Below are 26,109 nucleotides of genomic sequence, written 5' to 3'. Positions count from 1 at the left end.
ATCGCAAGTTGCCGATTCATGGTCAAGAGTGTTTCGTGACGCCGTGATCACCCGCTTCGCCCCCTCGCCGACTGGCCGGCTTCATCTTGGCCATGCCTATAGCGCCGCCTTGGGGCGTTCGCTCGGCACGCGCTGGCTGCTCCGGATCGAGGACCTCGACCCCGGCCGCGCCCGGCCCGAATTTATCGGCGGCATCCTCGCGGACCTCGCCTGGCTCGGCCTCGCCCCCGACGGCGCGCCCCTCGTCCAGTCGGAGCGCACCGCGCGCTACGATGCGGCGCTCGAGGAATTGAAGGCGCGCGGTCTCGTCTATCCCTGCTTCTGCACCCGCGCCGACATCGCCGCCTCGCTCACCGCGCCGCACGGCGATGCGGGAAGCGCCTATCCCGGCACCTGCCGCGACCTGCCCGACGATCCCGCGCGCCGCGCCTCGACCCCGCACAGCTGGCGGCTCGATTCGGCCAAGGCGCTTCACGAGGCCGGCGGCGTGCCCGGCTGGCGGGAGCATGATGGCGGCCGCTTCGACGGATCGGCCGCGATGATCGGCGACGCCATCCTCGCGCGCAAGGACGCGCCCTCCTCCTACCATCTCGCCTGCGTGGTCGACGATTGGGAGAGCGGGGTCACCCTCGTCGTGCGCGGGTCGGACCTCCGTCCCTCGACCCCTGTCCAGCGCCTCCTCCAGCACCTGCTCGGCGCGCCCGAGCCCACCTACCTCCACCACCGCCTCGTCACCCACGAGGATGGCCGCCGCCTCGCCAAGCGCGATTCCGCGCCCACGCTGCTTGCGATGCGCGAGGCCGGGGTCGACGGTCCCGCCCTCGCCGCCGCCCTCGTCACGGGCTCACTACCTACTGGTTATCGGCTCGCGGACCATTAAGTAGGAAAAGCTATGAACACCCTCCTCATCATCCTGCTCGTCGGCTTCATGGCCGCCACCGCCTACGTCCTCGTCCGCGGGGTCATGGCGATGGCTTCTGGCAAGGTCGGCAACCAGGAAAAGCAGCAGGAATGGATGCGCAAGCGCGTCCTCTACCAGGGCATCGCGATCTTCATCGCGGCGGCCATCCTGCTCCTCGCCGGCGGCGGGAAGTAGGTCCTTGGTCAAGCTGACGAAGATCTACACCCGCACCGGCGACGGCGGGGACAGCGGGCTGGTCGACGGGAGCCGGGTCAGCAAGGCTTCCCCACGCATGCACGCGATCGGCGAGGTCGACGAGGCCAACAGCGCCATCGGCCTCGCGCTGGTCTCGCTCGACGGGGAGGCCAGGGCCGCCCTCTCGCGGATCCAGAACGAACTGTTCGACCTCGGCGCCGACCTCGCCACCCCCGGCGAGATGGAGGGCGCGCTCCGCATCATTCCCGAGCAGGTCGAGCGGCTCGAGCGCGAGATCGACGCGATGAACGCGGAGCTCTCGCCCCTCACCAGCTTCATCCTGCCGAGCGGCCCGGTTTCGGTCTCCGCCCTCCACCTTGCCCGGGCCACCGTCCGCCGGGCCGAGCGCTGGACCGTCGCGCTGGGCGCCGAGGAGGCGATCAACCCGCACGCCCTCGCCTATCTCAATCGCCTGTCGGACCACCTGTTCGTGACCGCGCGCCACGTGGCGTCGAAACATGGCGGTGACGTGCTGTGGCAGCCCGGCGCCACCCGCTGAACTTAAGACTAGGTGCGGCACTGAAACGACTTTTGAGGGTTATACCGGCTTAGATCAGGACGGGAGTGCTCGTGACCCTCAAGGCCATCGCCATCAATGCCACCTTGAAGCCGAGCGGCAAGGAACCCTCGTCCACCGACAAGATGATCGACCTCGTCGCCGATGGCCTCCGGAAGCACGGCGTCGAATGGGCGGGCACGATTCGTCTCGCCGACCATGTGATCAAGCCGGGGGTCTCTTCGGACGAAGGCGACGGCGACGAATGGCCCGCGCTCCGCAAGCGCATCCTCGAGGCCGACATCCTCGTCTTCGGCTCCCCCATCTGGCTCGGCCAGCTGTCGAGCCTCGGCAAGATGGTTCTCGAGCGGATGGACGCCTTCCTGTCCGAAACCGACGACCAGGGCCGGATGCCGAGCAGCGGCAAGGTCGCGGTCGCGGCGATCGTCGGCAACGAGGATGGCGCGCACCGGGTCACCGCCGACCTCTTCCAGGGTCTGAACGACGTGGGCTGGACGATCCCCGCCGCCGGTGCGACCTATTGGGTGGGAGAGGCGATGAACAAGAAGGACTTCAAGGACCTGCCCCAAGTCCCCGACGAGGTCGCCGCCGCGACCGAGACGCTGGCGCGCAACGCCGCACACCTCGCCGGCCTGCTCGCCGCCAAGACCTATCCCGGGACGGGCAAGGACCAGTGAACCTCGCGACTTCCTTGCGCCAGACCCCGCTCGCCGAGCGACTGCGGGAGGTTCGTAGCCTCACCGCCGCGCTCGCCGGTCCGCTCAGCGACGCCGATGCGACCGTGCAGCCGATGCCCGACGCCTCGCCTGCCAAATGGCACCTCGCGCACACCAGCTGGTTCTTCGAAACCTTCGTGCTCGCCGAACATGTGCCGGGCTACCGTCCCCACGACGAGCGCTGGCCGTTCCTCTTCAACAGCTATTACGAGGGCGCCGGCGACCGGCTCGCGCGCGACCGCCGCGGCATGCTCTCGCGCCCCCGGCTCGACGAGATCATGGCCTATCGCGCCCATGTCGACGAAGCGCTCGACCGCGCCATGCCGGGTTTCGACGCCGAGGCCCTGACCCTGATCGAGCTCGGCATCAACCACGAGCAGCAGCACCAGGAACTGTTCCTCACCGACATCCTCGCGACCTTTGCCGCCAATCCGCTTCTGCCGGCCTATGCCGAAGCCGCCCCGGCTAAGCCTGGCGCCGCGTCCACGCCCGGCTGGACCGAGGGCCGCCGCGGCGAAGCGCAGATGGGGGCGGACGGCGACGAGTTCACCTTCGATTGCGAGCGGCCGCGCCACTCCGTCTGGCTCCAGCCGCACGCCATCGCCGACCGCTTCGTCACCAATGCCGAATGGGCCGAATTCATCGCCGATGGCGGCTACCGGACCGCAGGCCTGTGGCTCAGCGAAGGCTGGGAATGGGTGAAGCGCGAGGGCATCACCGCGCCGCTCTACTGGCACGAAGACGGCCGCTCCTTCACGCTCGCGGGCCTGCGGGAGCGTGATCCCCAGGCGCCCGTCGCGCACGTCTCCTTCTTCGAGGCCGATGCCTTCGCCCGCTGGGCCGGTGCGCGGCTCCCGACCGAGGCCGAGTGGGAAGACCATGCGCGCATCACCGATCCCGCCGCGGGGCACCAGCTCGACCGGGCCGGAGCGGTCATGCCGGCGGCCGGCGGCGCGCTGTTCGGCGATGTCTGGTGCTGGACCGGCACGGCCTATCTCGCCCATCCCGGCTTCCGCCAGCCGCCCGGGACCGTCGGCGAATATAACGGCAAGTTCATGAGCGGGCAGATGATCCTCAAGGGGGCAAGCTGCGCCACCCCGCGTGGTCATTCGCGCGCCACCTACCGCAATTTCTTCCCGCCGGCCGCGCGCTGGCAATTCACTGGAGTCCGTCTTGCTCGCGACCTCTGAGCGGGTGGATCCCGCCTTCCTCCACGACGTGCTGTCGGGCCTCAAGCAGGATCCCCCGGCGATTCCCGCCCGCTGGTTCTACGACCACAAGGGTTCGGCGCTGTTCGACGACATCACCCGGCTGCCGGAATATTATCCCTCGCGCACCGAGACCGCGATTCTCGGCCGGGTCATGCCCGAAATCGCCCGCCGGGTCGGACCCGGCCGCTCGGTCGTCGACTATGGCGCGGGTTCGCTGACCAAGACCCCGGTGCTCCTCGAGGGCATCGACCCCGCGCTCTACGTGCCGGTCGACATCAGCGGCGAATATCTGCGCGGCAGCGCCGAACGCCTCCAGGAGCGCTTCCCGTCGCTCGGGATCGAGCCGATCGAGGCCGATTTCACGCGCCCCTTCCCGCTTCCCCACGCGGTCCGGCGCCATCCCCGGCTCGGCTTCTTCCCCGGCTCGACCGTCGGCAATTTCGTGCCCGCGAGCGCGGTCGATCTCCTTCGTTCGTTCCGCGAGACGCTCGGCACGGGCGCGATGCTGCTGATCGGCATGGACCAGGTGAAGGACGTCGCCCGGCTCGTCGCGGCCTATGACGACGCGCAGGGCGTGACCGCCGCCTTCAACCTCAACCTCCTCGACCGGATCAATCGCGAGCTTGGCGGGGACATCCCCGTCGCGGCCTTCCGCCACGAGGCGCGCTGGAACCCGATGCTGTCGCGGATCGAGATGCACCTCGTCGCCAACGAGGACGTCGCCTTCACCGTCGGCGGCGAGTCCTTCGCCTTGGCCGCCGGTGCGAGCATCCACACCGAGAACAGCCACAAATATACCAGCGAAAGCGGCCGGCTGCTGCTTGCCGCGGGCGGCTGGACCCCGCTCGAGGAGTGGAAGGACGAGGCCGGCGACTTCGCGCTCCACCTCGCCGTCGCCGAAGCGGACCGTAGCGCGCCCTGAGGGCGTGTTGCCGGGAGGAGGCGCGGTCGGCTAGAGGCTCGGCATGGTTCTTCGAACAATCCTCGAAATCGCCGCCATCCTCCTCAACTTCGCGTGGTGGCTGATCGTCATCCAGGTGATCCTGTCGTGGCTGGTCGCGTTCAACGTGCTCAACACCTCGAGCCAGGGCGTGCGCCGCTTCCTGACCGGCCTCGACCGGGTGCTGGAACCGCTCTACCGGCCCTTCCGCAAGATCCTGCCCGACTTCGGCGGTCTCGACCTGTCGCCGGTGGTCGTGCTGCTGCTGATCGGCATCCTCATCAATCCGGTCATCAGTAACGCCCTCCGCTCCCTCCCCGCGCCGGGGATGTGAGGCGATGGCGGCGCGGCTGATCGACGGGAAAGCGGCGGCGGCCGCGCTTCGGGCGCGGGTCGGCGGCCTCGCCGCGATGTTCGAGGCGGCGACCGGCCGCCGCGCGGGCCTCGCCACCGTCCTCGTCGGCGAGGATCCGGCGAGCAGCGTCTACATCCGCTCCAAACGCAGCGCGACCGGCGAGGCGGGGATGGAGAGCATCCACCACGCGCTTCCCGCCGACACGAGCGAGGCCGAGGTGCTCGCGCTCGTCGAGACGCTGAACGCCGATCCCGCGATCGACGGCATTCTCGTCCAGCTCCCCCTGCCCTCCCACATCGATGCCGCCCGGGTGATCGACACGATCGATCCCGACAAGGACGTCGACGGCTTCCACGTGGTCAATGCGGGCCGTCTCGCGGTCGGCGATCCGGCGGCGCTCGTCCCCTGCACGCCGCTCGGCTGCCTCCATCTTTTGCGCGCCGAGCTGGGGAAGCTTACCGGTTACCATGCCGTGGTCATCGGGCGGTCGAATATCGTTGGAAAACCAATGGCTTCGCTCCTTCTGGGCGAAAGCTGCACGGTCACGATCACCCACAGCCATACGCGTGACCTTCCTGAAATTTGCCGCTCCGCCGACATCCTCGTCGCCGCCGTCGGCCGCCCCGAAATGGTCAAGACCGACTGGATCAAGCCCGGCGCCACCGTCATCGACGTCGGCATCAACCGCGTCCCCGGCGCCGAGCCCGGCAAGACCCGCCTCGTCGGCGACGTCGCCTTCGCCGAGGCCGCCGAGGTCGCCGGCGCGATCACTCCGGTACCGGGCGGGGTCGGGCCGATGACCATCGCCATGCTGCTTCGCAACACCCTCGTCGCCGCGCACCGCCGCGCCGGCCTGCCGCAGCCGGAAGGTCTCTGATGCTGCTCGCCTTGGTCCTCGCCGCCGCTGCTCCGCCGCCCGCCACCGCGCTCGACGCCGAGCGTGCCTTCGCCGCCGACGCGCAGACCTCCGGCCAGTGGACCGCCTTCCGCAAATGGGCCGATCCGACCGCAGTGATGTTCACCCCCCAGGCCATCTGGGCGCAGGAGTTCCTCAAGGACCGCAAGGACCCCCCGCAGTCGGTCCGATGGTGGCCCGACCGCTCGCTCGTCTCGTGCGATGGCCGGACCGCGGTCAACAGCGGCAGCTACCGATATCCCGGCCCCGAGGGCACCGGCCGCTTCCTGACCCTGTGGATGCGCCAGCCCTCGGGTGACTGGCGCTGGACCGTCGACGGCAACATTCCCGAGACCGGCCGTTTCCGCGTTCCGGCACGCGCCACCACCCGCCGTGCGAGCTGCGCCAATCCGGTGCTCCGCAAGCGGCAGATCGCGGCCTCTTACGCGAGCGCGCTCAACCGTACCGCGCCGCCGGGCGACAGCGGCTACAGCCGCTCGGCCGACGGAACCTTGCTGTTCAATTGGACGGTCGCGGCCGACGGCCTCCGCCGCACCCGCGTCCAGCTCTGGAACGGCCGCCGGTTCGAGCTCGTGGTCGACGCCACCACCCCGCCGAGCCCATGATCGAGTTCTTCACCTCGGCCTTCATCACGCTCGCGGTCATCATCGACCCGCCGGGCTGCGCGCCGATCTTCGCCGGACTGACCAAGGGCACCGACGCCGCGCACCGCCGCCGCATGGCGATCCGCTCGGCGATGGTCGCCTGGTGCATCCTGACCTTCTTCGCGCTCTTGGGCGAGCCGCTCCTGCGGACGCTCGGGATCAGCCTTTCGGCCTTCCGCCTCGCGGGCGGCATCATGCTGTTCATGATCGCGCTCGATATGGTGTTCGAGAAGCGGACCGAGCGCCGCGAGGAACGCGCCCGCGAGATCGAGGGCACGCCCGAAGCCGAGGACATCTCGGTCTTCCCCATGGCGATCCCGATGATCGCGGGGCCGGGCTCGATCGCATCGATCATGCTGCTGTCGGCCAAGGCTAGTGGGATCGTCCAGACGGCGATGGTGCTTGGCGCCATGACCGCGGTGATCGTGCTGACGCTGGTCGCGCTGCTTGCCGCGGGTCCGCTGATGCGGCTGATCGGCGCCAAGCTCGAGGCGATGATCACCCGGATCCTCGGCGTCATCCTCGCCGCGCTGGCGGCCCAGTTCGTCCTCGACGGCCTCGAACGGAGCCTGCCCGGCCTCGCCGGCTAGCTAGCGGATCACCCGCCACATCTTGAGCGGATTGTCCTTGCCGAGGTCGATCGGCTGCAGCCACGGGAAGGACGCGCCGCGCTCGAGCTGAGCGTAGAAGCCCTTGGGCGTTTTCGCGGTGAAGATCGTCGCCTGATTCATGTGCGGGCAGGTCAGCACATAGTCCGACCGGTGCTTCATGATCAGCGCACGGGCCTGCTCGGGCGTGCCGCGGAAGGCGTTCATGCTGTCGGCGATCGCCTGCCCGTTGCGATGGTAGGGGCCGCCGAGCGCGCTGTGGTGCGTCACCGTGATGAGCCGCGGCCCGAGGTCGATGAAGGTGAAGACCATGCCCTTGGGCTGCTGCGCGACGGGGCGCATCGCCCACATGGTCGGGCAGAGGCGGTTGGCGCGGTTGTTGAGCTTCTCGTTCTCGGTCTGCTTCTTCGCCTTTTCGGGGAAGAAGCTCAGCGCCGCCGGGGCCGCCGCCCCGCTGCCGACGAGGACCACCGCGGTGCTGCCGAGGACGACGGCGAGGCTGTTCTTCGCGTTCCAGAAGCGCGGGAGGAGCGTCGCGACGAGCGCACCGCAGCCGACCACGCCCAGCATCTGGGCAGCGGGTCCGGAGCGGGTCTGCCAGAAGAGGAGGCCGAAGGCGGTGACGCTGATGAGGGCGATGGCGATGGTCGGCGCGAGCCGCTCGTCGCGGCGACGCAACCAGATCAGCCACGCCCAGCCGACGAGACCGGCGGCAGGAAGCGAGGCGATGGTGAGAGCGACCCGCCACGGGTGGCGGGTGATCGGCCGAGCTTCGCGAACATTGTCGAGCCACAGGCGCTGGACTTCGGGAGTCACGCCCTCGAGCCGGGACAGGCATTGCGGGAAGGCGAATGCGTGGAACAGCGCGATGACGAGGCCCGCGGCCGCCGCGAGCCCGAGGCGCACGGGCCAGCGGGCTGGGCTGCGCCAGGCGAGCGCGAGCATCAGCGCGCCGCCGAGGAGGGCGTCCGACAACCAGACGGGCGACAAGGCGTCGCAGACCGGCGCGCGATTGGCGTAGCTCGCGAAGAGGAGGAAGCCGAGCGCGCAGCCGCCGGCGAGGCTGACGGCGTAGCTCCGGAGCCGCTCGCGCTGGTCGAGGTCGGCGACCCACATCAAGACCTGCGCCGCGCCGGCGAGCGCGAGATAGATCAGCATCTCCATGCCGATCGAAAGGCTGAAGGCGGTGGCAAGACCGGTCACCAGCCCGCCACGGCGACGGTCGGGATCCGCGAGGCCCGCAAGCGCCACGGCGAGTGCCGCAAGCTGCCAGCCGTGGTGATCGATGCGGGTCGGCATGAACATGCCGTTGGTCGCGCCGGCGAAGTAGAGGGCGATCAGGGCGGGGACGAAGGCGGCCGGGCTGATCAGCCGCCGCGCCGTCAGCGCAACGGCGCCGAGCATGACGAGATAGGGGAGCATCGGCGCGACCGCGACCGCCATGCGCTCGGCCGCCGCGCCATTCATGAACAGCCGGCCGAGCAGGATCAGCCCGGCGATCGGCAAGTCGACGATCCGGCTCCAGTGGATGTTGGCGCCGCCAAACGCCGGATCGAAGCGATACTGGCGAAGGTCGTACCAACCCTGCCCGTTCATCCACGCGCGGACCTCGGCCATTCGGAGGTTGTCGTCGGTATCGCCGAGGGCGAAGCCCTGGATGGCGCCCCAGCGCTGCCAGAGGAAAACGGCGCACGCGCCCATCCACACGATCAGGACGACGAGGCGCCAATGCCGCTCGGCCAATGACAACAGACGCTCGGGCACCGATCACCTCTTCCTGCTCGTTTCCGCGACGCGGACGCGTTGCCGCTCTAGATACTCGTCGCTAGAGGGCAAGGGGATGGTCATCGCCACCCTGTTTCCGGAGCCGCGTCACCGCAAGCTGCTGGGCCAGCTCGTCCGCTTCGGACTGGTCGGCGGCGGGCTCGCGGTGCTTTACTCGGCGATCTACTGGCCGCTCGCGACCTATGTCATGTGGCCGGTCTTCGCGGTGCTGATCGCCTTCGCGGTCGCGGTGACGACCGGATATTTCCTGCACAGCCGGTGGAGCTTCCAGGACCAGGGCCATGCCGAGGACACACGAACCAAGGTCGGGTTCCTCTTGGTCCAGTCGAGCGGCATGGTGCTGAATGTCCTCTTCACGTGGCTCTTGGTCGACGTCATGCACGGACCGACCTGGTGGCCGCTGGTGCCCGCGGTGACGGTGACGCCGCTCTTCACGTTCATTCTCAATCGCTGGTGGGTATTTCGCTGATGGAACGGCAGGTCTACGATCGCATGGCCGAGCTCGACCAAGTCCACTGGTGGTATACGGCAAGGCGCACGATCCTCGCGTCGCTGATCACGCGGGTCGCGAGGCCGCCCCGCAATGCCAAGATCCTCGAGGTCGGCTGCGGCACCGGTCATAATTTCGCGATGCTCGACCAGTTCGGAACGGTCGATGCGATCGAGGTCGATCCGGCGGCCCGGGCGATGGCCGAGCTGCGGCTCGGGCGGCCGGTCGGGTCGGCCCCGCTCCCGGCGCTCGATGGCGTGCCCGACAATGCCTACGACATGATCGGCTCGTTCGACGTGATCGAGCATATCGCGGATGACCGGGCGGCGCTGGCGGGTATCGCCCGCTGCCTCAAGCCGGAGGGCAAGTTCGTCATGACCGTGCCGGCGCACCAGTGGATGTGGTCGGCGCACGACGAGGTGAACCATCATCATCGCCGCTATTCGAAGCGCGGGCTCGAGCAATTGTTCGCGGATTCGCCACTGAAGCTCGAGCGGTTTGGCTATTTCAACAGCTTGCTGTTCCCGGTCGCGGTGGCCGCCCGCGCGGCGGGCAAGATCCGCGGCAAGGACGACGGGGACGACACGCTTCCCGCAGCGCCGATCAACAAGGCGCTCGAAGCGGTCTTCGTTCAGGAAGCGCGGTTGATCGGCCGGGTGCCGCTGCCGCCCGGACTGTCGCTCTGGGCGGTCGCCTCGGGCACCTGACCCAAACCGCGGCGGGGCATGCGCGCCTCGCCGGCGATGTCCTGCACGATATAGAGCGGGCGCTGCTTGGCCTGGCTGTAGAGCCGGCCGATATACTCGCCCATCATCGCCAGTACGAACATCTGCACCGCGCCCAGCACCACGACGACCAGCATCAGCGAGGTCCAGCCCTGGATGCTGTGCCCGGTGACGAAGGCGAAGAGGATGTAGCCGATGATCAGCAGCGAGCCGAGGCTGAGAAGCAGCCCGACGTGGCTGGCGAGCTTGAGCGGCGCCGAGCTGAAGCCGGTCAGCGCGTCGAGCGCGAAGCGGATCATCTTCGACAGAGGATATTTGGTCTCGCCGGCCGCACGCTCGGCCCGGTCATAGGCGAAGGGCACCTGGCGGAATCCGATCCAGGCGACCATGCCGCGAACGAAGCGGGCCTGCTCGGGCATCGCCAGCAGCACGTCGAGCGCACGGCGGCTCATCAGCCGGAAGTCGCCGGCGTCGAGCGGAATGTCGATCTCGGTCGCGCGGCTGAGAAGGCGGTAGAAAGCGTGGGCGGTGGCGCGCTTGAAGCGGGTTTCGCCGGCGCGGCTCATGCGGACGCCGTAGACGACGTCGGCCTGCTCGCGCTCCATTACTTCGAGCATCGGCGCGAGAAGTTCGGGCGGATCCTGAAGGTCGGCGTCGACGATCAGGATCCGCGTGCCGCGCGCGAGGTCGAGGCCGGCGGTCAGCGCCAGCTGGTGCCCGTGATTGCGCGACAGGTTGACGCAGGTCAGGCGGGGATCGGCCGCGGCAAGCCGCTCCATGATCGGCCAAGTGCCGTCACGCGAGCCGTCGTTGACGAGGATGATTTCATAGTCCGAGCCAAAACTGGCGACGGCCGCGCCGGTCAGCCGCTGGTGCAGCAACGGCAGGCATTCTTCCTCATTGAAGCAGGGCACGACGATCGAAAGCGCGGTCATGGCGCTGGAGTAACGCCTTGCTTGGGAATGCGGTAGAGGGCGGAACCGTCGGGCAGGCCCCAGACCTTCTGCATCCCCGCGACCAGCTTCGGATCATGGGCCGGCGGATTGATGAGCCAGAGGTAGTCGAACGCCTGGCGCGGAATGGTGCGAAGCGGAAGGTCGATCGGCCGCGCCCAGCGCGCGGGGCAGCGATTGGGTACGACGAGGTTCGAAGGGTCGTAGCGGAAGGCGCCGGCCTGGTCGTAGATGACGGTCAGGAGCTTGGCACCCTCGACGTCCCAATGGTCGTTCGAGAAGCCGAGTTTGCGGACCACGACGAGGCCGCCGAGATGGGCATTGCGCCACATTGGCCAGCTCGCGTCCTTGGTGCAGCCGAGCCCGACGAGACTGACGACCTTGGCCCCGACCGGCATGTGGTCGAGCGCGGTGAGCTGCCTGTCATATTCGTCGCTCGCAAGCTTCAGGCTCCAGGTGACGCTCGCGGTCCGTGCTAGGACGAAGGCAAGGGCGACGCTGGCGAGCACCCAGCCGACCTTTAGGTCGGTATCGCGGCGGAAGCGGATAGCAAGCAGCGCCATGGCCAGCACGAAGGGCATCAGCCGCATGTCGGCATAGGCCGAGCCGAAGATGATCCGCGGCAGGAGCACGAACGTCACCGCGAGGACGATCGTGGTGAAGGTGAGCATGCGCGACAGGGTCAGGCGCGGATAGACGACCGCGAAGATGACAATCAGGATCTCGAGCAGGAAACTCAGCCGGTCCCACATGATCCAGCGGTCACGCAACACGGTGCGCAGCGAGAACATCTTGTTGGAGAAATTGAACCAGTCGGCCGTCTGCCCGCCGGCGCCCTCGCGCCAGGCGAGCATCAGGATGAGCGGCAGAGCGAGGATCAGCGACTGGCCGGTCGCGCGCAGCACCGAGCGCCACCAGCTTCGCCCGTCGTCGTGGGCGCGGACGAACTCGGCAGAAAAGACGAGGAGCCCGAGCATGCCCCAGCCGAAGGCGTGGCACAGCCAGATGAGGACGCTGATCGGGACGAACAGCGCCGCACGCAGCCGGTAGCGGCGGTGCCGACCGAGGCGGAGCCAGAGACCGAAGGCGAGCAGGGCGAGGCCCACGCTCAGCGAATAATTCACGAAGCCGAACAGGAAGTGGTGGCCGTAGGCGAGCGGCAGGGCGAACATCACCGTGGGGGGCAGGCGATGGTGCACCTCGCGGGCGACCCACAGCATGCCGGCGACGGTGACCATCGGAATGGCGATCACGACCAGCTTCACCGCCGGCTCGAGGCCGATGAGTTTGGCGAGCGGATAGACGGCAAGGTCGACCCCCAGGTTGCCCATCAGCGCCCACTGGAAATGATACAGCGCGGACAGGCTCGGCGCATTGCCGTCGAGCATCACCCGGTAGCGGCCCATGTGGCCGAGCAGGTCCACCAGCGGCGGGATCGGCGGGTAGAGCAAGGGCACCGCGGCGAGCAGCACCATCGCGACCACGAAGGCGCGGGTTTCCCACCAGGGGCGTGGGCTTCCTCTCGGTGTCGGGGGCGCGGCGGGCGGAATCATGGCGTTGGTTCGGCCCCTTGCACCTTGCGGTTCGTCTGTCACCCCCGGTTCAGCCGAGCCGCGTTAAGTCCGCCTTATCCGCAGGGGCATTTGGAGAATTTGTCATGAAGAAGTTTCTGCTCGCCGCCGGCGCACTTTTCGCCACCACGGCCGCCATCGCGCAGGTTCCGCCGCCGCCGCCGATGAAGCCCAACCCGATGATGGCGCGCAATGTCGTCGAGACCCGTGCCCAAGCTGTCGAGCGCGTGCGCGCGATGTTTGCCCGGCTCGACACCAATCGCGACGGCTTCGTGACCGCCGCCGAGGTGCAGGCGATGCGCGGCATGGCGCGTCCACCGATGCCGCCGCGTCCCGAAGGCGGTCCCGCCCGTGGTCCGGCGCTGTTCGATCGCCTCGACACCAACCGCGACAACATGATCAGTCGCGACGAGTTCGATCGTAGCCAGGCGATGCGTGGCGGTGGTGGTGAGCGCCGCGAGGCGCGCATGGGTCAGCGCGGCATGAAGATGCACGGCATGGGCGGCGGCATGCTGAAGCGCGCCGACGCCAACAACGACCAGCGCATCTCGCTTGCGGAAATGGAAGCGGCGGCGCTGCAGCGCTTCGATCGCTCGGACGTCAATCGCGACGGCCGCATCACGCCCGAAGAGCGCCAGCAGATGCGTCAGCAGATGCAGGTCCGCCGCCCGGTCGCGCCGCCCGCGCCGCCGGCTCCGGCCCCCGCACCGGTTCGCTAAGCTCGGCGAGCCAATGAGGAAGGCCCGGTGAATCGATCCGCCGGGCCTTTTTCTATGCTTTAGAGGCGGCCCGGTAGCGCTGCTCGGCCTCGACCATGTAGTCGCGCGTAATCGGCAGCGCGCGGCGGTCGCGGACATACTGGACCTGGAAATTGTTCATCGCGCCCTGCTCGAACGCGACCACGCCCGCGGCGAGGTAGAATTCCCACATGCGAAAGAAGCGCTCGTCATAGAGCGCGACGATCTCGGCCCGGTGGGCGTGGCAATTCTGGAGCCAAGCCCGCAGCGTGTAGGCATAGTGAATGCGGAGCGTCTCGACATCGGTCGCGATCAGCCGCACGGCTTCGCTCGCCTCCATCATCTGGCTGAGGCTCGGGAGGTGGTAACCGGGGAAAATCCACTTGTCGGTGAAGGGATCGGGCTTCCCGGCCTTGCCATATTTGCCGATCGTGTGGAGCAGCATGACGCCGTCGTCGGCGAGAAGCTCGCGGCACTTGGCGAAGAACTCGCCATAATGGGCGGCGCCGACATGCTCGAACATGCCGACAGAGACGATCCGGTCGAAACGGCCGGTGACCGCGCGATAGTCGATCAGTTCGAACTTCACCTTGTCGGCGACGCCGGCCTCCTGCGCGCGTTGCCGGGCGACGCGGAGCTGTTCTTCCGACAGGGTCACGCCGAGCACGTCGGCCCCCGACAGACGGTGGATGGTCAGCGCCATCCCGCCCCAGCCGCAGCCGATGTCGAGCACGCGCTGGCCGGGTTTCAGGTAGAGCTTGGCGGCGATGTGCGCCTTCTTGTCGATCTGCGCCTGCGCGAGGCTGTTGGCGGGATCGTGGAAGTAGGCGCAGCTATATTGCATGTCCTCGTCGAGGAAGAGCCGGTAGAGCCGCTCGTCGAGGTCATAATGATGGGCGACGTTGCGGCGCGAGGCCGAGGCGTCGTTGCGGGCGCGCGGCAGGAGGCGCTTGAAGAAGCCGACCTGCTTCTTGAGCTTGCCGCCATGGCCCCCGTCCTCGAACCGGCTCGAGCCCACGACCAGTCGCAGGAGGTCGAGAAGTTCGCCTTCCTCGAGCGTGATCTCGCGATCCATGTACAATTCGCCGAACGCTAGCCGCGGATGGCGCATGAGGCGGAGCAGCGCGGCCCGGCTGTGGATGCGGACCACAACCTGCGGTTCGCCGGCACCGAGGCTGGTGCGCTCTCCATCCGGCATTTGAACGATGAGGGTGCCACCGCTGATGCGGTCGCCGAGCAAGCGTTGGAGGATCATGCCGCCTTGTGGCGCGGACCAAGGGCCCAACGCAATGTCGAAGCGAGGCCGTATGTCATCGCCTGCGTGGTAGGCCGGGCAATGCCGCTACTCTTCAAGCCGTGGAGGCGGCGAACCTCGGGCGGAAGGAGGTCGACGGCGGAGCGCATCAGCAGGCGCTGGAGCGGCAGGTGCAGCAGACGCTCGGGCGGCGCATGGAGGATGATGTCGCGGACCTTGCGGGATCGCTCGTCAGCGCGAAGCTCGAGGAGAAATTCGCGGGCGAGCGCCTCGGCCTCGGCCTCGCTGCGGGGGACGGGGTCGGCGCCCAGCCCTTCGGCGATGGGCACGACTTCCCGCCAGTATGTGTCGCGATCGGCCTGGCTCATGCCCGGCTCGACGAAACGCCGGTAACCGGCAAGGAACATCGCCGAACCGGCAACATGGACGAAGGCCAGCAGGCGCCGATCGTTGGCGTCGTAGGGCGTGCCGTCCGCGAGCTTGCCATTCACGTGGTCATGGATGCGCCGCACGCGGGCGATCGCAGCCTCGGCGTCGGCCCGAGCGCCATAGGTCGTCACAGCGATGAAGCGCGCGGTGTTGCGCAGCCGGCCGTGCATGTTCTTCTGGAAGTCGCTGTGATCCCAGACCCCGGCGAGGGCCTTGGGGTGAAGCATCTGCCAAAGGAGTGCAGCGGCACCGCCGACGATCATCCCCGCGACGTCTGCGTGGACCCGCCAAGCCACTCCGCCGGGTGGGCAGAGCGCATCCTCGGATGGGACGATCGGCTGCTGGCCCCGCTCCGCATCGTTGAAGAAGCCGATCACCCCGGAAGCGATGGCACGGCGGAGTTGTTCGGTCGGGGCCAGGGACGCCATGGCTCCTCAACGCAGGCCTAGGCGGCCTGCTCCCGATCGAGGTCAGCGCGGCGCTTCTTCTCGGCGGCGGTCTTGAGCTGTCCGCACGCGGCGTCGATGTCGCGGCCGCGCGGGGTCCGGACCGGGGCCGAGATCCCGCCCTCGAACACGATGTTCGAGAAGGAGCGGATCCTTTCGGGTGTCGAACATTCGTATTCGGCGCCCGGCCACGGGTTGAACGGGATCAGGTTGACCTTGGCCGGCAGGCGATAGTGACGGATCAGGCGGACGAGTTCGCGCGCATGGTCGTCGCTGTCGTTCTTGTCCTTGAGCATCACATATTCGAAGGTGATGCGACGGGCGTTGTTGGCACCGGGATAGTCGGCGCAGGCCTGTAGCAGTTCCTCGATGCCGTATTTGCGGTTCAGCGGCACGATTTCGTCGCGGATTTCCTTGGTCACCGCGTGAAGCGATACCGCGAGATTGACCCCGATCTCCTCGCCACACTTTTCCATCATCGGGACGACGCCCGAGGTCGACAGCGTGATTCGGCGCTTGGAGAGACCGAGGCCGTCGCCATCCATCACGATCCGCAGCGCGTCGCGGACGTTGTCGAAATTGTAGAGCGGCTCGCCCATGCCCATCATGACGATGTTGGTGAGCATCCGGCCCTCGGGCTGGCTCGGCCATTCGCCGAGCGCGTCGCGGGCGAGCATGACCTGGCCGACGATCTCGTGCGGCTCGAGGTTGCGGACGAGGCGCATCGTGCCGGTGTGGCAGAAGCGGCAATTGAGGGTGCAGCCGACCTGGCTCGACACGCACAGGGTCCCGCGGTCCGCATCGGGGATGAAGACCATCTCGAAATCGTGGTTGTCGACCGTGCGGAGCAGCCACTTGCGCGTGCCGTCGGTCGAGACCTGCGCCTCGACCACGCCCGGCCGCGATATGCGGAAGCGCTCGGCCAGCCAAGGCTGCTGGGCCTTGGCGATATCGGTCATGAGCGCGAAATCGGTGACCCCGCGATTGTACATCCAGTGCCACAGCTGCTTGGCGCGCAGCTTGGCCTGACGGCCATCCATGCCGGCGGCTTCGAGGGCGGCGCGAATGGCATCGCGGGAAAGGCCGATCAGCTCCACGCGCGCGTCGGCATCGGCCGGCGCGGGACGCGGGACGGGCACGGGGTCGACCGGGCCGGGGATCGGCATGAGGTTGGTATCGGCGCTCATGGGAGAGCCGCCATGTAGTCGTGTTGCCACGATTTTTCCAGTGGCTGCGTGCGCCTAGGGCGCGCAGGCAAGCGCAGCCGCATCGATGGCGGTCGGGGCACCGCCGAGGAGGTAGCGATCGCTTATCGACCCGCCCACCCCCGGCGCCCGGACCCGCATCTCGCCGGCGGCGCGAATCGCGGCGATAATGGCCTGCTCCTGCGCGGGGCCGCGGCTCCAGGCATTGTTGCCGCTGGTGGCGAGGAGGAAGCTGCTTGAACCGACGGTCAGCACGGCGGCGGCGCCCGCGCGCACGGGCCGAGCGAAGATGATGTGCAGTTCTCCCCGTCGCCGACCATCTCGGGTGAAGGCGAACGCCGTCCGTGCCTGGACCCGGCCGGGCAGGGCCTGGAGTTCGCTCCGCGCGACCGCTTCGCAGAGGCCCGCCGAACGCTCGAATGCTGCCCAGCCCGCACCCGCGTGAAGCAGGCGCTGCGCCGAGGCCGTGCTGGCCAGGGCGAGAAGGGCGACAGCGGCCAAGCCAGCGCGGCCGTGCATGATGTCAGGCGACCTTGGACACCTGCAGACCCGCGATGATCGCACCCGCGGCGATCGCGATGCCGTAGGGGATGCCGGCCTTGGCCTGGAGCACGCGCACTCGTGACCGGAGCGCGTTGGGCCACGGAAGGGTTCGCAGGACGATGATGAGGATCGCGAGCGCGCCGCCCGCGATGGCGGTCCAGATGAGGAAGCGAAGCGCTCCGTTCAAGTTGAACCACAGCACAGTCGCCGCGAAGAGCTTGACGTCGCCCCCGCCGAGCATGCCGCGGCCGAAGAGGAAGGTGCCGATCGCCAAGGCGATGACAAAGACGAGGCCGTTCTCCCAGAGATCGACGCGCGGCCCGGCGACGAATGCCGCGACGATCCCCAAAACCAGCACGGCCGCGACGATGTAGTTGCTGATCTTGAGCATGACCGAGTCCTGCAGCGCGGCGAGCGCCAGGAGTGCAAGCAAGCTCCAGACGAGCCACTCAGGCACCGACGACAGCAGATTCACGGCAATCCCCCTCTCAAACTAAGACAGCGATGCCGCCGCGCGCGGGGTCGCGCAAGGGGCGCTTGCGCCATGCCCCCCGACATGCGACAATTAAGTCGCTCGGTTTGATTGCGCTTGGGGGGCGCGTGCGCCGGGCATTTTCGCATCATGAAACGGCTATGGTCCGTGCCGGAATGCCGGCATGAGCCTGCAGCACGTGCTCGCCGAGGCGGCTGCCGAACTGGCGCTGTTCGCCGCACTGGGCTTCCTGCTCTTCTCGCTCGACGACCTTGCGGTGGATGCCATCTATCTCGGGCGGCGGCTGTGGCGGGCCCTTTTCGTTTATCGCCGCCACCCGCGCAGCAGCGCACTGTCACTCAAGTCTGGCGAGTCTGGTTGGCTGGTGGTGTTCATCCCGGCCTGGGACGAGGCCAATGTCATCGCCGCGATGCTCCGCGCCACGCTCGAGCGGTTCGACCATCCCGACTTCACCTTGCTGGTCGGCTATTATCGCAACGATCCTGCGACGCGGCTGGCCATCGAAGCGGTGCCCGATCCGCGCGTGCAGGCGGTGGAAGTGCCGGCGAACGGCCCGACGACCAAGGCCGATTGCCTCAATCATCTCTACGCCTTTCTCGTTCGGCACGAAGCTGCGAGCGGGCGGCGGGCACGAGGGATCGTGCTTCACGACGCCGAGGACCTCGTCCATCCGCTCGAACTCAGGATCTTCGACCGCCTGATCGGTCGGGCGGGCCTCGTGCAGCTGCCGGTGGTCCCGCTGCCCGATCCCGCGAGTCCGTGGATCGCGGGCCATTATTGCGATGAGTTCGCCGAGAGCCACGGCAAGGAACTGGTGGTGCGCGAAGCGGTGGGTGCCTCCATCCCGCTCGCAGGCGTCGGCTGCGCCATTTCCCGCGAGGCGATCGCGCGGCTGGCGGCGGCGCACGACGGTAAGCCCTTCGCGGGCGGCTCGATGACTGAGGATTACGAGATGGGCCTCCGGCTCGGCACGCTGGGCGAACGAACGATGTTCGTCCGCCTTCCCGAGGAACCGGGTTCGCCGGGCGTGGTCGCGAGCCGCGGGCACTTTCCCTCGACGCTCGGCGCGGCGGTCCGCCAGAAGGCGCGCTGGCTCGGTGGGATCGCCTTTGCGGGATGGGACCGGCTCGGCTGGCGCGGCGGACTGGGCGAGCGGTGGTTCCGGCTTCGCGACCGCCGCGGGCCACTGGCCGCGGTGCTCCTGCTTGCTGGCTATTTGGCGGCGCTGCTGTGGGCCCAATTGTGGCTGGCCGCGGCACTCGGCGCGCCCGTGCCGCCCCAGCCCTCGCCGCTCCTCGAAACGCTGCTTCAGGTCAATTTCGCCCTGCTCATGTGGAGAACGCTCATGCGGATCGCCTTCACCACCCGGCTCTACGGCTTCGGCGAGGGGCTGGCGTCGGTGCCCAGAATCCTCGCCGGCAATCTCATCGCCATCCTCGCCGCGAGCCGCGCGCTTTTCCTCCATGCCGGGGGTGGCCCCAAACAATGGGACAAGACCGCGCATGTCTTCCCGGGCCAGACGGTGCGGCCATGAGCGCGCCGATCCGTTTCCTTGGGCTCGCCATCCTCACTTACGCGGGCCTCCGCACGGCAAGCAGCGCGCTCGCCCTCGAACCGATTGCGGCACTGTCGCCCACCCCTTCGACGCCCGCCGCCGTGACCGCCGAAGCCCGGGCGAAGATGCCGCCGCCCGGGGTCGCCGCCGACATGGGTCCGCCGCCGGCTTATGCCGGAGCTTACGGCACCGATCCCTACCCGCCGTCGATGGCTTCCGGGATGCTCCCGCCGGGCGTGGTCATGACCCCGCAGGGCTATGCCGTCATTCCCTATCCGATTGTCCAGGCGGCGATGCCGGTGATGCGTGCGCCGCAGACTTATTATGTCCCCGCCCCCTATCCGGGCCCGGCTTCAACCAATCGGCGCACGACGGTCACCAATGACGAAGGAAGCATGGACGACGCCCCTTCGAGCGACGGCTATTCGAGGCCGCTGCCGCCGCTTGCCGATTGGCCGGCCATCGGCACCATCGGTTCGGCCATCGTCGCCGGTCTCCAGCGCACGCCGGGCTGGGGCAAGGGCAAGGACGATGGCGCCCCCATCGACAACCTCCGGCCCAAGCGCTGGTCGGTCGATGCCTGGGCGCTGCTGCGGCAGCCGCGCCAGGATGTGCTGAGTTTCGACGATCCGGGACGGAGCCTCAATCCCGGGCTCGCGTCGGCGGGGGCGCTGGGCGGCAGCCAGGCCGGGATGCGGATCACGTGGCGGCCGCTCAACCGTGTCGGGGTTCATGTCCGCGCCTCGACCGCGCTGCTGCCGCAAGGGCGCTCCGGACAGAGCTTCGCTGGCGGCGAGGGTGCGCTCGGCGTCAGCTGGCAGCCGCTGCGCAACGTGCCGGTGCGGGTGATGGCCGAGCGGCGGCAATTGCTCGGCGATCCGATCGGCGGAGGCCGCAATGCCTTCGCTTTCCTCATGGAGGGCGGACTTTACGGCAAGACCTTGCCCTTCGGCCTCCAGCTCGACGGTTACGGGCAGGCAGGCGTCGTCGGCCTGTCGCGCCGCGACTATTTCGCCGACGGCGCGCTGACCGCAACCTACCCGTTCATGCCCCGACTCTCCTTTGGCGCGGGCATGTGGGGCGGGATCCAGCCGGGCCTGTCGCGCTTCGATGCGGGGCCGCGGCTGAGTTACCAGCTCCGGCCGGGGCTGAGGGCGCATGTCGACTATCGCTTCCGTGTGACCGGGAATGCTGATCCGGGGAGCGGCCCGGCGGTGACGCTGGCCGCAGGTTTCTAGCCCGCCTTCGTCCGCCCCTGCCCTCGCGGGCCAGCTTTGCGCGCCCGCCAAATCGTCCTAAGGGCGTGACGGGCGGAGGATGACCATCGATGCGCAAGAGCAAGAAGCTCGAAACATTCCCTAATCTCGTCGCGATGTTTCTCGACCGGGTCGAACAGCGCGGCGACACACCGTTCCTCTGGGCAAAGCGCGAGGGCGAGTGGCGCTCGATCAGCTACACCGATGCGGCCCGCCAGGTTGCAGCGCTGTCGGCGAGCCTGATCGGACTCGGCTGCAAGCCGGGCGACCGGGTCATGCTGGTGTCCGAGAACCGGCCCGAATGGTTGATCGCCGATCTCGCGATCATGGCCGCGGGCTGCGTCACCGTTCCAACCTACACCACGAACACGACCCGCGACCACACGCATATCCTTACCAACAGCGGTGCGCGCGCGGTCATCGTGTCGAGCCAGAAGCTGGCCAAGGCGCTGATCCCGGCGGTCCTCTTCGCATCGGACTGCCAGGACGTGATCGGGATCGAGGACATCCGCACCGGGCAGCCGGTCAACGGCGCGCGCTTCCATCAGTGGGACGAACTGCTGGCGGGGCCGTCCGACCTCGGCGCGGTGAAAGAGCGGATTGCCGGCATCGGCCGCGACGACCTTGCCTGCCTCATCTACACCAGCGGCACCGGCGGCGCCCCGCGCGGCGTCCGCCAGCATCATGGCGCGATCCTTCACAATGTCGCGGCCTGCCTCGATGTCATCGCCAACGACTTCGGCTGGGACGATGAGGTCTTCCTGTCATTCCTTCCCGCAAGCCATGCCTATGAGCATAGCGGCGGGCAGATGTTCCCGATCGGGCTGGGCGCCCAGATCTACTTTGCCGAGAGCCTCGAGAAGCTCGCGGCCAATATCGAGGAAGTGCGTCCGACTCTGATGGTCGTCGTCCCGCGCCTGTTCGAGATGCTCCGCCAGCGGATGCTTAAGGCGATCGAGAAGCAGGGCGGGATCCCGCAGAAGCTGATGGCGCGGGCCCTGTCGATCGGCAAGGAGCGCTACGAGCAGGGAAGCATCGCGATCAAGGACTGGCCGGCGGACGTGGCGGTGAAGCTGCTGCTGAAGCGCAAGGTTTCGCAGAAGTTCGGCGGCCGGATCAAGGCGATGGTTTCGGGCGGGGCACCGCTCAACCCCGACGTCGGCCTCTTCTTCCATTCGCTCGGGATCACCCTGCTGCAGGGCTATGGCCAGACCGAGTCCGGCCCTGTCATCAGTTGCAACCGTCCCAAGAACGGCATTCGCCTCGAGACCGTCGGACCGCCGCTCCTCAACACCGAAGTGAAGTTCGCCGAGGACGGCGAGTTGCTCGTGCGGGGCGAGCTGGTGATGCACGGCTATTGGAACAACGAGGAAGAGACGGCGCGCGTCCTCAAGGACGGTTGGCTGCACACCGGCGACGTCGGCCATTTCGACGAAGCGGGCCGAATCGTCATCACCGACCGGAAGAAGGATCTTATCGTCAACGACAAGGGCGACAACGTCTCGCCGCAGCGGGTCGAGGGGATGCTCACGCTCCAGCCCGAGATCGCGCAGGCGATGGTCTTCGGTGACCGTCGGCCGCACCTCGTCGCGCTGCTCGTTCCCGAGCCCGAGCTTGTGACCGCCTGCAAGCGCAACGATGCGGCGATCCGCGCTGGCCTTCAGAAGGCGGTCGACCGGGTCAATGCCGAGCTGAGCGTCATCGAGAAGGTGCGGCGGTTCACCCTCGCCGACGAAGCCTTCTCGGTCGAGAACGAGCAGATGACGCCGAGCATGAAGATCCGCCGTCACGTGCTCAAGCAGGTCTACGGCGAGCGGCTCGACGCCCTCTACGGGAAGTGATGATCTAGGGGCGGCGGGGACCGGTGTAGGGGACGAAGTCGCCGAAGCTGCACAGCCCCACCGTCGCACCCGATCCGCTGTCGACGATCCGCGCGATCTCGCCGCGGCACGTGCCGGTGTTGCCGAACTGCTTGGTCAGGAGGAACGTCCCGGGGCGCCCGAGGCCGTTGCAATTGCCCTGCAGGTCGTTGCGCCAGTAGCGATTGCTTCCGTCGCGATAGAGGATCGTGTTCTCGTCAACCACGATCATGTCCTGCGAACGGTAGCTCGGCAGACAGGTCTCGGCCTTCCCGGGCGTCTTTCCGTCGAGATAACGGGCGAGTTCCGCAGCGGCCTGCGGCGAGCGCTGACGCGGCTCCATCGTCGTGGCGCAGGCGGCCAGCGTGGCCGCCCCGGCAATGACCGAAGTGGCAATGAGATAAGGGCGAAGCATCGGATCAATCCTCATGGCGGGTCACGCAACAACGCGCCGCGAGCCTGCTGTCTCCCGGCTTAACGGAAGCTGTCCTTCGCGGCCCTGAGCCGTGCGAAGCTCGCCTCGTCCTCGGCGCGAAGGAAAAGATTGCTGCGCCGCTCTTCCCCCATGGTCGTTGGGAGGGTCGGTTCGCCCGAGTCGCGCAGCGCCTGAATCTCACGCAGGCGGCGCGTCACTTCTGGATCGCCCGGGGCCTCTGCGGCAAGAAAGCGATAGTTGGACAGGCTGTATTCGTGCGCGGGATAAAGGATCGTCTCGTCCGGCAAGGTCGCAAGGCGCTTGAGCGACGCGTGCATCTGGGCGGGCGTCCCCTCAAACAACCGGCCGCAACCGCCCGCGAAGAGCGTGTCGCCGACGAAAGCCCGCCCGGAAAGGACGAAGGCGATGTGCCCGAGCGTATGGCCGGGAACGGCCCAGACCTCGGCCTCTTCCTCCCCGATCATGACGCGGTCGCCATCGGTCAGGCCATGGTCGAGCCCGGCAAACCTGTCACGCTCGGCTTCGGGTCCCCAGACCTTGGCGCCGGTCGCGGCCACGACGGCAGGAATTCCGGCGGTGTGATCGGGATGCCAGTGCGTGATCAGGATCTGGTCGATCGTCCAGCCGCGCGCCGCCGCCGCCTGGAGCGCCTTGTCGCCGTCCCCCGGATCGACCACCGCCGTGTGGCCGTCCGCGTGGACCAGCCAGATGTAGTTGTCGGACAGCGCGGGGACGGCGACGACCTCCATTACCAGACGCCCGTGTTCGGCATCGAGGCCCACGGTTCCGCGGCCGCCTGCGCACCGCCCTTGTTGAGGAGCTCGATCGAGATGTTGTCGGGGCTGCGGACGAAGGCCATTCGCCCATCACGCGGGGGACGATTGATGGTGACTCCGCCATCCATCAGGCGCTGGCAGGTCGCATAGACGTCGTCGACCTCGTAGGCGAGGTGGCCGAAATTGCGCCCGCCGTCATAGTCCTCGGGATCCCAGTTGTAGGTGAGTTCTACCTCGCCTCCCTCGTCGCCGGGCACACCGAGGAAGATCAGGGTGAAGCGGCCCGCCTCGTTCTCGATGCGGCGACGCTCCTCGAGACCGAGCAGCTTGAAGAAGGCGATGGTACGGTCCGGGTCGGCGACCCGGAGCATGCTGTGGAGGAATTTCATGGGTGATCGATCTCCCTGGGGTCGGTCCTTGTTATCGGCCCCTAGGTGACGACGACGCGCCCAAGTTCAAGACTTGAGCAAGTCGATCACGGTCCGTTCGAGCAGCGCCAGTTCGCCTGGGCCGGAAAGCCGGTGGTTCCCGCCCTTCACGATGATCAGCTGGACGTCTTCGGAGGCCAGCGCGTCTTTCAGGCGGAAGGCGATGTCGAGCGGTACCTCCGCATCGCGGTCGCCATGAAGGAGGCGTACCGGGCCGGCGAAGTCGATCGTTCGATCGAGCAGCTTCAGCGCCTCGCCCGATCGCCAGAATGACAGGGTGGTGAGTTCCGCGTCACCGCCATAGGGGTTGTCGCGCCGCAACTCGCCCTCGGCTTCGAGCGTCCTTTTGTCCTCGTCGCCATATCCCCAGTCGGTGAAGTCGGGCGCGGCCGCGATCCCGACGAGGCCCACCACCCTTCCGGCCAGCCGCTCGGCAAGGTGGAGCATGAGCCATCCGCCCATCGAGGAGCCGACGAGGACGAGCGGACCATCGGTTCGTCCGGCGACCGCCTCGGCCTCGTCGAGCCAGGAGGCAAGCGTGCCATCCTCGAACCGGCCCGAGGATTCGCCGGTTCCGCTATAGTCGAAGCGCAGGAGGCTGATCCCGTGCCGCGTGGCCAAGTCGGCGAGATGGAGCGCCTTCGATCCCATCATGTCGGAGGCATAGCCCGGCAGGAACAGAAGGGTGGGCTCGCGCCCACGCTGATGGCGCAGCGCAATATCGCGCCCGTCGGGGAGGAGGAGCCGATCTGTCTTCACGGCCCTCCCCTATCCGATCGGTCAGCGCTGCGCGAGGCGGGAGGCGGACTGGCGTGCCACCAGTTCCTGCAGCGCGGCGGCGACGACCTCGTTGCGACAGGTCCGGATCGCACGTCGACCCGCCGGATCGCTCGCGCTCGCATCGCCACAGACTTCCGCGGCCGCGATCTCGAGCCGCCTCTGGAGCTTCGCCTTTCCACCACTGGAGCGAAGGTCGAGGTCATGGGTGACGACGGTCATCTGCACCGGGCCCACCTGTGCGAGGGCGCCGCCGCTAGCGAGCAACGATAGTGCGGCAAAGGCGATTGCGACATTCTTCATGATCATTCTCCCTGTCCGGATGCCGGAAACAGGAAGTCATATGAGCCACGATACGGCACCGCGGGAGCAACGATGTCGCGCGTCCGTTCTGCAAAAATGCAGAGCCTATCGGGCTGGTACGGTGCTCCGTCGCGCCGTCTCGCCTTCGACCTTTTCGGTCGCGGTACGCGTCTGATCGGAGAAAGCTTCGCTCTTCGGCCACGTCACCATGATGATGGCGATCGACAAGACCGCCATGCTCAGCATCAGCAGCAGATAAGGCGCCGATGCGGGAAACGGGCGCGAATGGCCGAGCGGTTCGCCCCCAGCAACCGGCTCCCCTGGTTTGGCCGCCTGACGCTTGAGCCGCGTCATCCTGCGGGGTGGCCAATAGTCTTCTGGGCGAGTCCAGGACCGTGATTTTTCGTCGGGAATCGGCATGGCTGGGAAGCTAACGCACCACATCGGCCTTGGCTTCGCGACACGGCGCAAAGTCCGGGGTGGCGTGACGCGTTTGCGCCAAGCCGTTTCTAATGGAGGAGACGAGGACGAGGCCGGCCTTCGAGCAGCTGGAATCGCGCCGGAGCGGCGAGGTGGCGGCCATGCGCGAGAACTAGCAGAAGCTCGGCGTAGAGGCGGTCCCACAGCGGCTGTACGACCGCCAGCTTTTCGGCTCCCTGGACGATCTCGATCACGCCCTCCTCCCCTGCCCGGGTGAGCCGGAGCGAGAAAGGATAGTCACCGAGACCTTCCTCAGGCGCGACCAGACCGGCCCCCGCGACGCGGGCGCTCAGCAGGAAGCCGGACAGCAATTCGGCGCCGTAGAGATCGAGCAGGACCGACGGACCGCCTACCTCGGCCGGAAGCCCGAGGCGCACAAGGGGCGGCTCGCCGGTCGCAGTGGCTTCGAGCGCGAGCCGAAGCCGGTGACGGATGCCGCAGGATAATTCGCGAAGACGCATGCGCGTCACTCCTCGCCAGATGGAAACGCCGCCGCCACGATGGAAAAAGGGGCCGGAGCGATGATGTCGCCCGGCCCCTCTCC

General features: G+C 67.9%; 31 protein-coding genes. 16 read left to right on the top strand and 15 right to left on the bottom strand.

The genetic code is table 11. From position 1 onward, the window contains the following. Positions 1 to 43 precede the first annotated feature (43 nt). From gluQRS to ABD693_RS05610, 10 genes are all read left to right on the top strand, one after another. Complete coding sequence (gene gluQRS, locus ABD693_RS05655; protein WP_344696046.1) at positions 44 to 880, top strand: tRNA glutamyl-Q(34) synthetase GluQRS; 837 nt, start codon at positions 44 to 46, stop codon at positions 878 to 880. A gap of 12 nt (positions 881 to 892) precedes the next feature. After that, positions 893 to 1,096, top strand: a complete 204-nt coding sequence (locus ABD693_RS05650; RefSeq protein WP_344696045.1) for an HIG1 domain-containing protein — start codon at positions 893 to 895, stop codon at positions 1,094 to 1,096. A 4-nt stretch (positions 1,097 to 1,100) separates the two neighbouring features. Then, positions 1,101 to 1,655 carry a cob(I)yrinic acid a,c-diamide adenosyltransferase gene (locus tag ABD693_RS05645; protein WP_344696044.1) on the top strand — a complete coding sequence of 185 codons (555 nt, stop codon included), beginning with the start codon at positions 1,101 to 1,103 and terminating at the stop codon, positions 1,653 to 1,655. Positions 1,656 to 1,726: 71 nt separating this feature from the next. Then, on the top strand, positions 1,727 to 2,350 hold the full coding sequence (locus tag ABD693_RS05640) for a flavodoxin family protein (RefSeq protein WP_344696043.1): 624 nt from the start codon (positions 1,727 to 1,729) through the stop codon (positions 2,348 to 2,350). Further along, positions 2,347 to 3,579: an ergothioneine biosynthesis protein EgtB gene (gene egtB / locus ABD693_RS05635; protein ID WP_344696042.1), complete on the top strand. Its 1,233-nt coding sequence runs from the start codon at positions 2,347 to 2,349 to the stop codon at positions 3,577 to 3,579. The genes ABD693_RS05640 and egtB overlap by 4 nt, the downstream gene beginning before the upstream one ends. Continuing rightward, the gene (gene egtD / locus ABD693_RS05630) at positions 3,563 to 4,522 is read left to right on the top strand and encodes an L-histidine N(alpha)-methyltransferase (protein WP_344696041.1); all 960 of its coding nucleotides are present in this window, start codon (positions 3,563 to 3,565) and stop codon (positions 4,520 to 4,522) included. Before egtB ends, egtD begins: the two co-directional genes overlap by 17 nt. A gap of 43 nt (positions 4,523 to 4,565) precedes the next feature. Further along, the gene (locus ABD693_RS05625; RefSeq protein ID WP_344696040.1) at positions 4,566 to 4,874 is read left to right on the top strand and encodes a YggT family protein; all 309 of its coding nucleotides are present in this window, start codon (positions 4,566 to 4,568) and stop codon (positions 4,872 to 4,874) included. 4 nt (positions 4,875 to 4,878) lie between these two features. Continuing rightward, positions 4,879 to 5,772: a bifunctional methylenetetrahydrofolate dehydrogenase/methenyltetrahydrofolate cyclohydrolase FolD gene (gene folD, locus ABD693_RS05620; protein ID WP_344696039.1), complete on the top strand. Its 894-nt coding sequence runs from the start codon at positions 4,879 to 4,881 to the stop codon at positions 5,770 to 5,772. Beyond that, the gene (locus ABD693_RS05615) at positions 5,772 to 6,416 is read left to right on the top strand and encodes a hypothetical protein (protein ID WP_344696038.1); all 645 of its coding nucleotides are present in this window, start codon (positions 5,772 to 5,774) and stop codon (positions 6,414 to 6,416) included. Before folD ends, ABD693_RS05615 begins: the two co-directional genes overlap by 1 nt. Then, on the top strand, positions 6,413 to 7,045 hold the full coding sequence (locus tag ABD693_RS05610; protein ID WP_344696037.1) for a MarC family protein: 633 nt from the start codon (positions 6,413 to 6,415) through the stop codon (positions 7,043 to 7,045). The genes ABD693_RS05615 and ABD693_RS05610 overlap by 4 nt, the downstream gene beginning before the upstream one ends. Here the strand turns inward: ABD693_RS05610 and ABD693_RS05605 are convergent, their stop codons facing one another. Beyond that, on the bottom strand, positions 7,046 to 8,827 hold the full coding sequence (locus ABD693_RS05605) for an AcrB/AcrD/AcrF family protein (protein WP_344696036.1): 1,782 nt from the start codon (positions 8,825 to 8,827) through the stop codon (positions 7,046 to 7,048). A gap of 76 nt (positions 8,828 to 8,903) precedes the next feature. On the opposite strand from ABD693_RS05605, the gene ABD693_RS05600 reads away from it, so the two are divergent. Next, a complete protein-coding gene (locus ABD693_RS05600; protein WP_344696035.1) occupies positions 8,904 to 9,317 on the top strand; it encodes a GtrA family protein in 414 nt (137 codons plus the stop codon). Then, on the top strand, positions 9,317 to 10,045 hold the full coding sequence (locus ABD693_RS05595; RefSeq protein WP_344697578.1) for a class I SAM-dependent methyltransferase: 729 nt from the start codon (positions 9,317 to 9,319) through the stop codon (positions 10,043 to 10,045). The genes ABD693_RS05600 and ABD693_RS05595 overlap by 1 nt, the downstream gene beginning before the upstream one ends. Here the strand turns inward: ABD693_RS05595 and ABD693_RS05590 are convergent. Both ABD693_RS05590 and ABD693_RS05585 read right to left on the bottom strand, forming a co-directional pair. Further along, positions 9,970 to 10,998 (bottom strand): glycosyltransferase family 2 protein, encoded by a 1,029-nt coding sequence (locus ABD693_RS05590; protein ID WP_344696034.1) that lies wholly within the window; start codon positions 10,996 to 10,998, stop codon positions 9,970 to 9,972. The two genes, ABD693_RS05595 and ABD693_RS05590, sit on opposite strands and share 76 nt — an antisense overlap. Continuing rightward, positions 10,995 to 12,569: a hypothetical protein gene (locus tag ABD693_RS05585; RefSeq protein WP_344696033.1), complete on the bottom strand. Its 1,575-nt coding sequence runs from the start codon at positions 12,567 to 12,569 to the stop codon at positions 10,995 to 10,997. Before ABD693_RS05585 ends, ABD693_RS05590 begins: the two co-directional genes overlap by 4 nt. Before the next feature lie 104 nt (positions 12,570 to 12,673). Between ABD693_RS05585 and ABD693_RS05580 the strand changes: the two genes are divergently transcribed. Beyond that, positions 12,674 to 13,306, top strand: coding sequence for an EF-hand domain-containing protein (locus tag ABD693_RS05580; protein ID WP_344696032.1), 633 nt, complete (start codon positions 12,674 to 12,676; stop codon positions 13,304 to 13,306). Positions 13,307 to 13,358: 52 nt separating this feature from the next. Here ABD693_RS05580 and ABD693_RS05575 read toward each other — a convergent pair whose 3' ends face one another. The 5 genes from ABD693_RS05575 to ABD693_RS05555 are packed head-to-tail and all read right to left on the bottom strand — an operon-like array spanning position 13,359 to position 17,677. Continuing rightward, entirely contained in the window at positions 13,359 to 14,579 is a 1,221-nt protein-coding gene (locus ABD693_RS05575) for a class I SAM-dependent methyltransferase (RefSeq protein WP_344696031.1), read from the bottom strand. After that, positions 14,576 to 15,436, bottom strand: coding sequence for an oxygenase MpaB family protein (locus ABD693_RS05570; protein WP_344696030.1), 861 nt, complete (start codon positions 15,434 to 15,436; stop codon positions 14,576 to 14,578). Before ABD693_RS05570 ends, ABD693_RS05575 begins: the two co-directional genes overlap by 4 nt. A 17-nt stretch (positions 15,437 to 15,453) precedes the next feature. Further along, on the bottom strand, positions 15,454 to 16,641 hold the full coding sequence (gene rlmN / locus ABD693_RS05565; protein ID WP_344696029.1) for a dual-specificity RNA methyltransferase RlmN: 1,188 nt from the start codon (positions 16,639 to 16,641) through the stop codon (positions 15,454 to 15,456). Positions 16,642 to 16,695: 54 nt separating this feature from the next. Further along, positions 16,696 to 17,160 (bottom strand): hypothetical protein, encoded by a 465-nt coding sequence (locus tag ABD693_RS05560; protein WP_344696028.1) that lies wholly within the window; start codon positions 17,158 to 17,160, stop codon positions 16,696 to 16,698. A 22-nt stretch (positions 17,161 to 17,182) separates the two neighbouring features. After that, the gene (locus tag ABD693_RS05555) at positions 17,183 to 17,677 is read right to left on the bottom strand and encodes an A24 family peptidase (protein WP_344696027.1); all 495 of its coding nucleotides are present in this window, start codon (positions 17,675 to 17,677) and stop codon (positions 17,183 to 17,185) included. A 181-nt stretch (positions 17,678 to 17,858) separates the two neighbouring features. Here ABD693_RS05555 and ABD693_RS05550 point away from each other — a divergent pair, with 181 nt between their 5' ends. From ABD693_RS05550 to ABD693_RS05540, 3 genes are all read left to right on the top strand, one after another. Beyond that, a complete protein-coding gene (locus tag ABD693_RS05550) occupies positions 17,859 to 19,229 on the top strand; it encodes a glycosyl transferase family protein (protein ID WP_344696026.1) in 1,371 nt (456 codons plus the stop codon). After that, positions 19,226 to 20,488 (top strand): hypothetical protein, encoded by a 1,263-nt coding sequence (locus tag ABD693_RS05545; protein WP_344696025.1) that lies wholly within the window; start codon positions 19,226 to 19,228, stop codon positions 20,486 to 20,488. Before ABD693_RS05550 ends, ABD693_RS05545 begins: the two co-directional genes overlap by 4 nt. Positions 20,489 to 20,577: 89 nt before the next feature. Continuing rightward, positions 20,578 to 22,347, top strand: a complete 1,770-nt coding sequence (locus tag ABD693_RS05540) for an AMP-dependent synthetase/ligase (RefSeq protein WP_344696024.1) — start codon at positions 20,578 to 20,580, stop codon at positions 22,345 to 22,347. A 4-nt stretch (positions 22,348 to 22,351) separates the two neighbouring features. On the opposite strand, the gene ABD693_RS05535 is transcribed toward ABD693_RS05540, so the two are convergent. The 7 genes from ABD693_RS05535 to ABD693_RS05505 form a co-directional block, all read right to left on the bottom strand. After that, entirely contained in the window at positions 22,352 to 22,780 is a 429-nt protein-coding gene (locus tag ABD693_RS05535) for a hypothetical protein (RefSeq protein ID WP_344696023.1), read from the bottom strand. Between the two features lie 59 nt (positions 22,781 to 22,839). Continuing rightward, positions 22,840 to 23,550 carry a hydroxyacylglutathione hydrolase gene (gene gloB, locus ABD693_RS05530; RefSeq protein ID WP_344696022.1) on the bottom strand — a complete coding sequence of 237 codons (711 nt, stop codon included), beginning with the start codon at positions 23,548 to 23,550 and terminating at the stop codon, positions 22,840 to 22,842. Continuing rightward, positions 23,550 to 23,966, bottom strand: a complete 417-nt coding sequence (locus tag ABD693_RS05525; RefSeq protein ID WP_344696021.1) for a VOC family protein — start codon at positions 23,964 to 23,966, stop codon at positions 23,550 to 23,552. The genes gloB and ABD693_RS05525 overlap by 1 nt, the downstream gene beginning before the upstream one ends. Before the next feature lie 66 nt (positions 23,967 to 24,032). Further along, positions 24,033 to 24,764, bottom strand: coding sequence for an alpha/beta hydrolase (locus tag ABD693_RS05520; protein ID WP_344696020.1), 732 nt, complete (start codon positions 24,762 to 24,764; stop codon positions 24,033 to 24,035). Between the two features lie 21 nt (positions 24,765 to 24,785). Beyond that, positions 24,786 to 25,085 carry a UrcA family protein gene (locus tag ABD693_RS05515; protein WP_344696019.1) on the bottom strand — a complete coding sequence of 100 codons (300 nt, stop codon included), beginning with the start codon at positions 25,083 to 25,085 and terminating at the stop codon, positions 24,786 to 24,788. Between the two features lie 105 nt (positions 25,086 to 25,190). Continuing rightward, a complete protein-coding gene (locus ABD693_RS05510; RefSeq protein ID WP_344696018.1) occupies positions 25,191 to 25,439 on the bottom strand; it encodes a hypothetical protein in 249 nt (82 codons plus the stop codon). 155 nt (positions 25,440 to 25,594) lie between these two features. Beyond that, positions 25,595 to 26,026, bottom strand: coding sequence for a hypothetical protein (locus tag ABD693_RS05505; protein WP_344696017.1), 432 nt, complete (start codon positions 26,024 to 26,026; stop codon positions 25,595 to 25,597). Between the last annotated feature and the right edge of the window lie 83 nt (positions 26,027 to 26,109).

Source organism: Sphingomonas rosea (assembly GCF_039538065.1).
Taxonomy (GTDB): Bacteria; Pseudomonadota; Alphaproteobacteria; order Sphingomonadales; family Sphingomonadaceae; genus Sphingomicrobium; species Sphingomicrobium rosea.
Note: the sequence above shows the minus strand (reverse complement) of the source record. Positions and strands in the feature narration are given on the sequence as shown.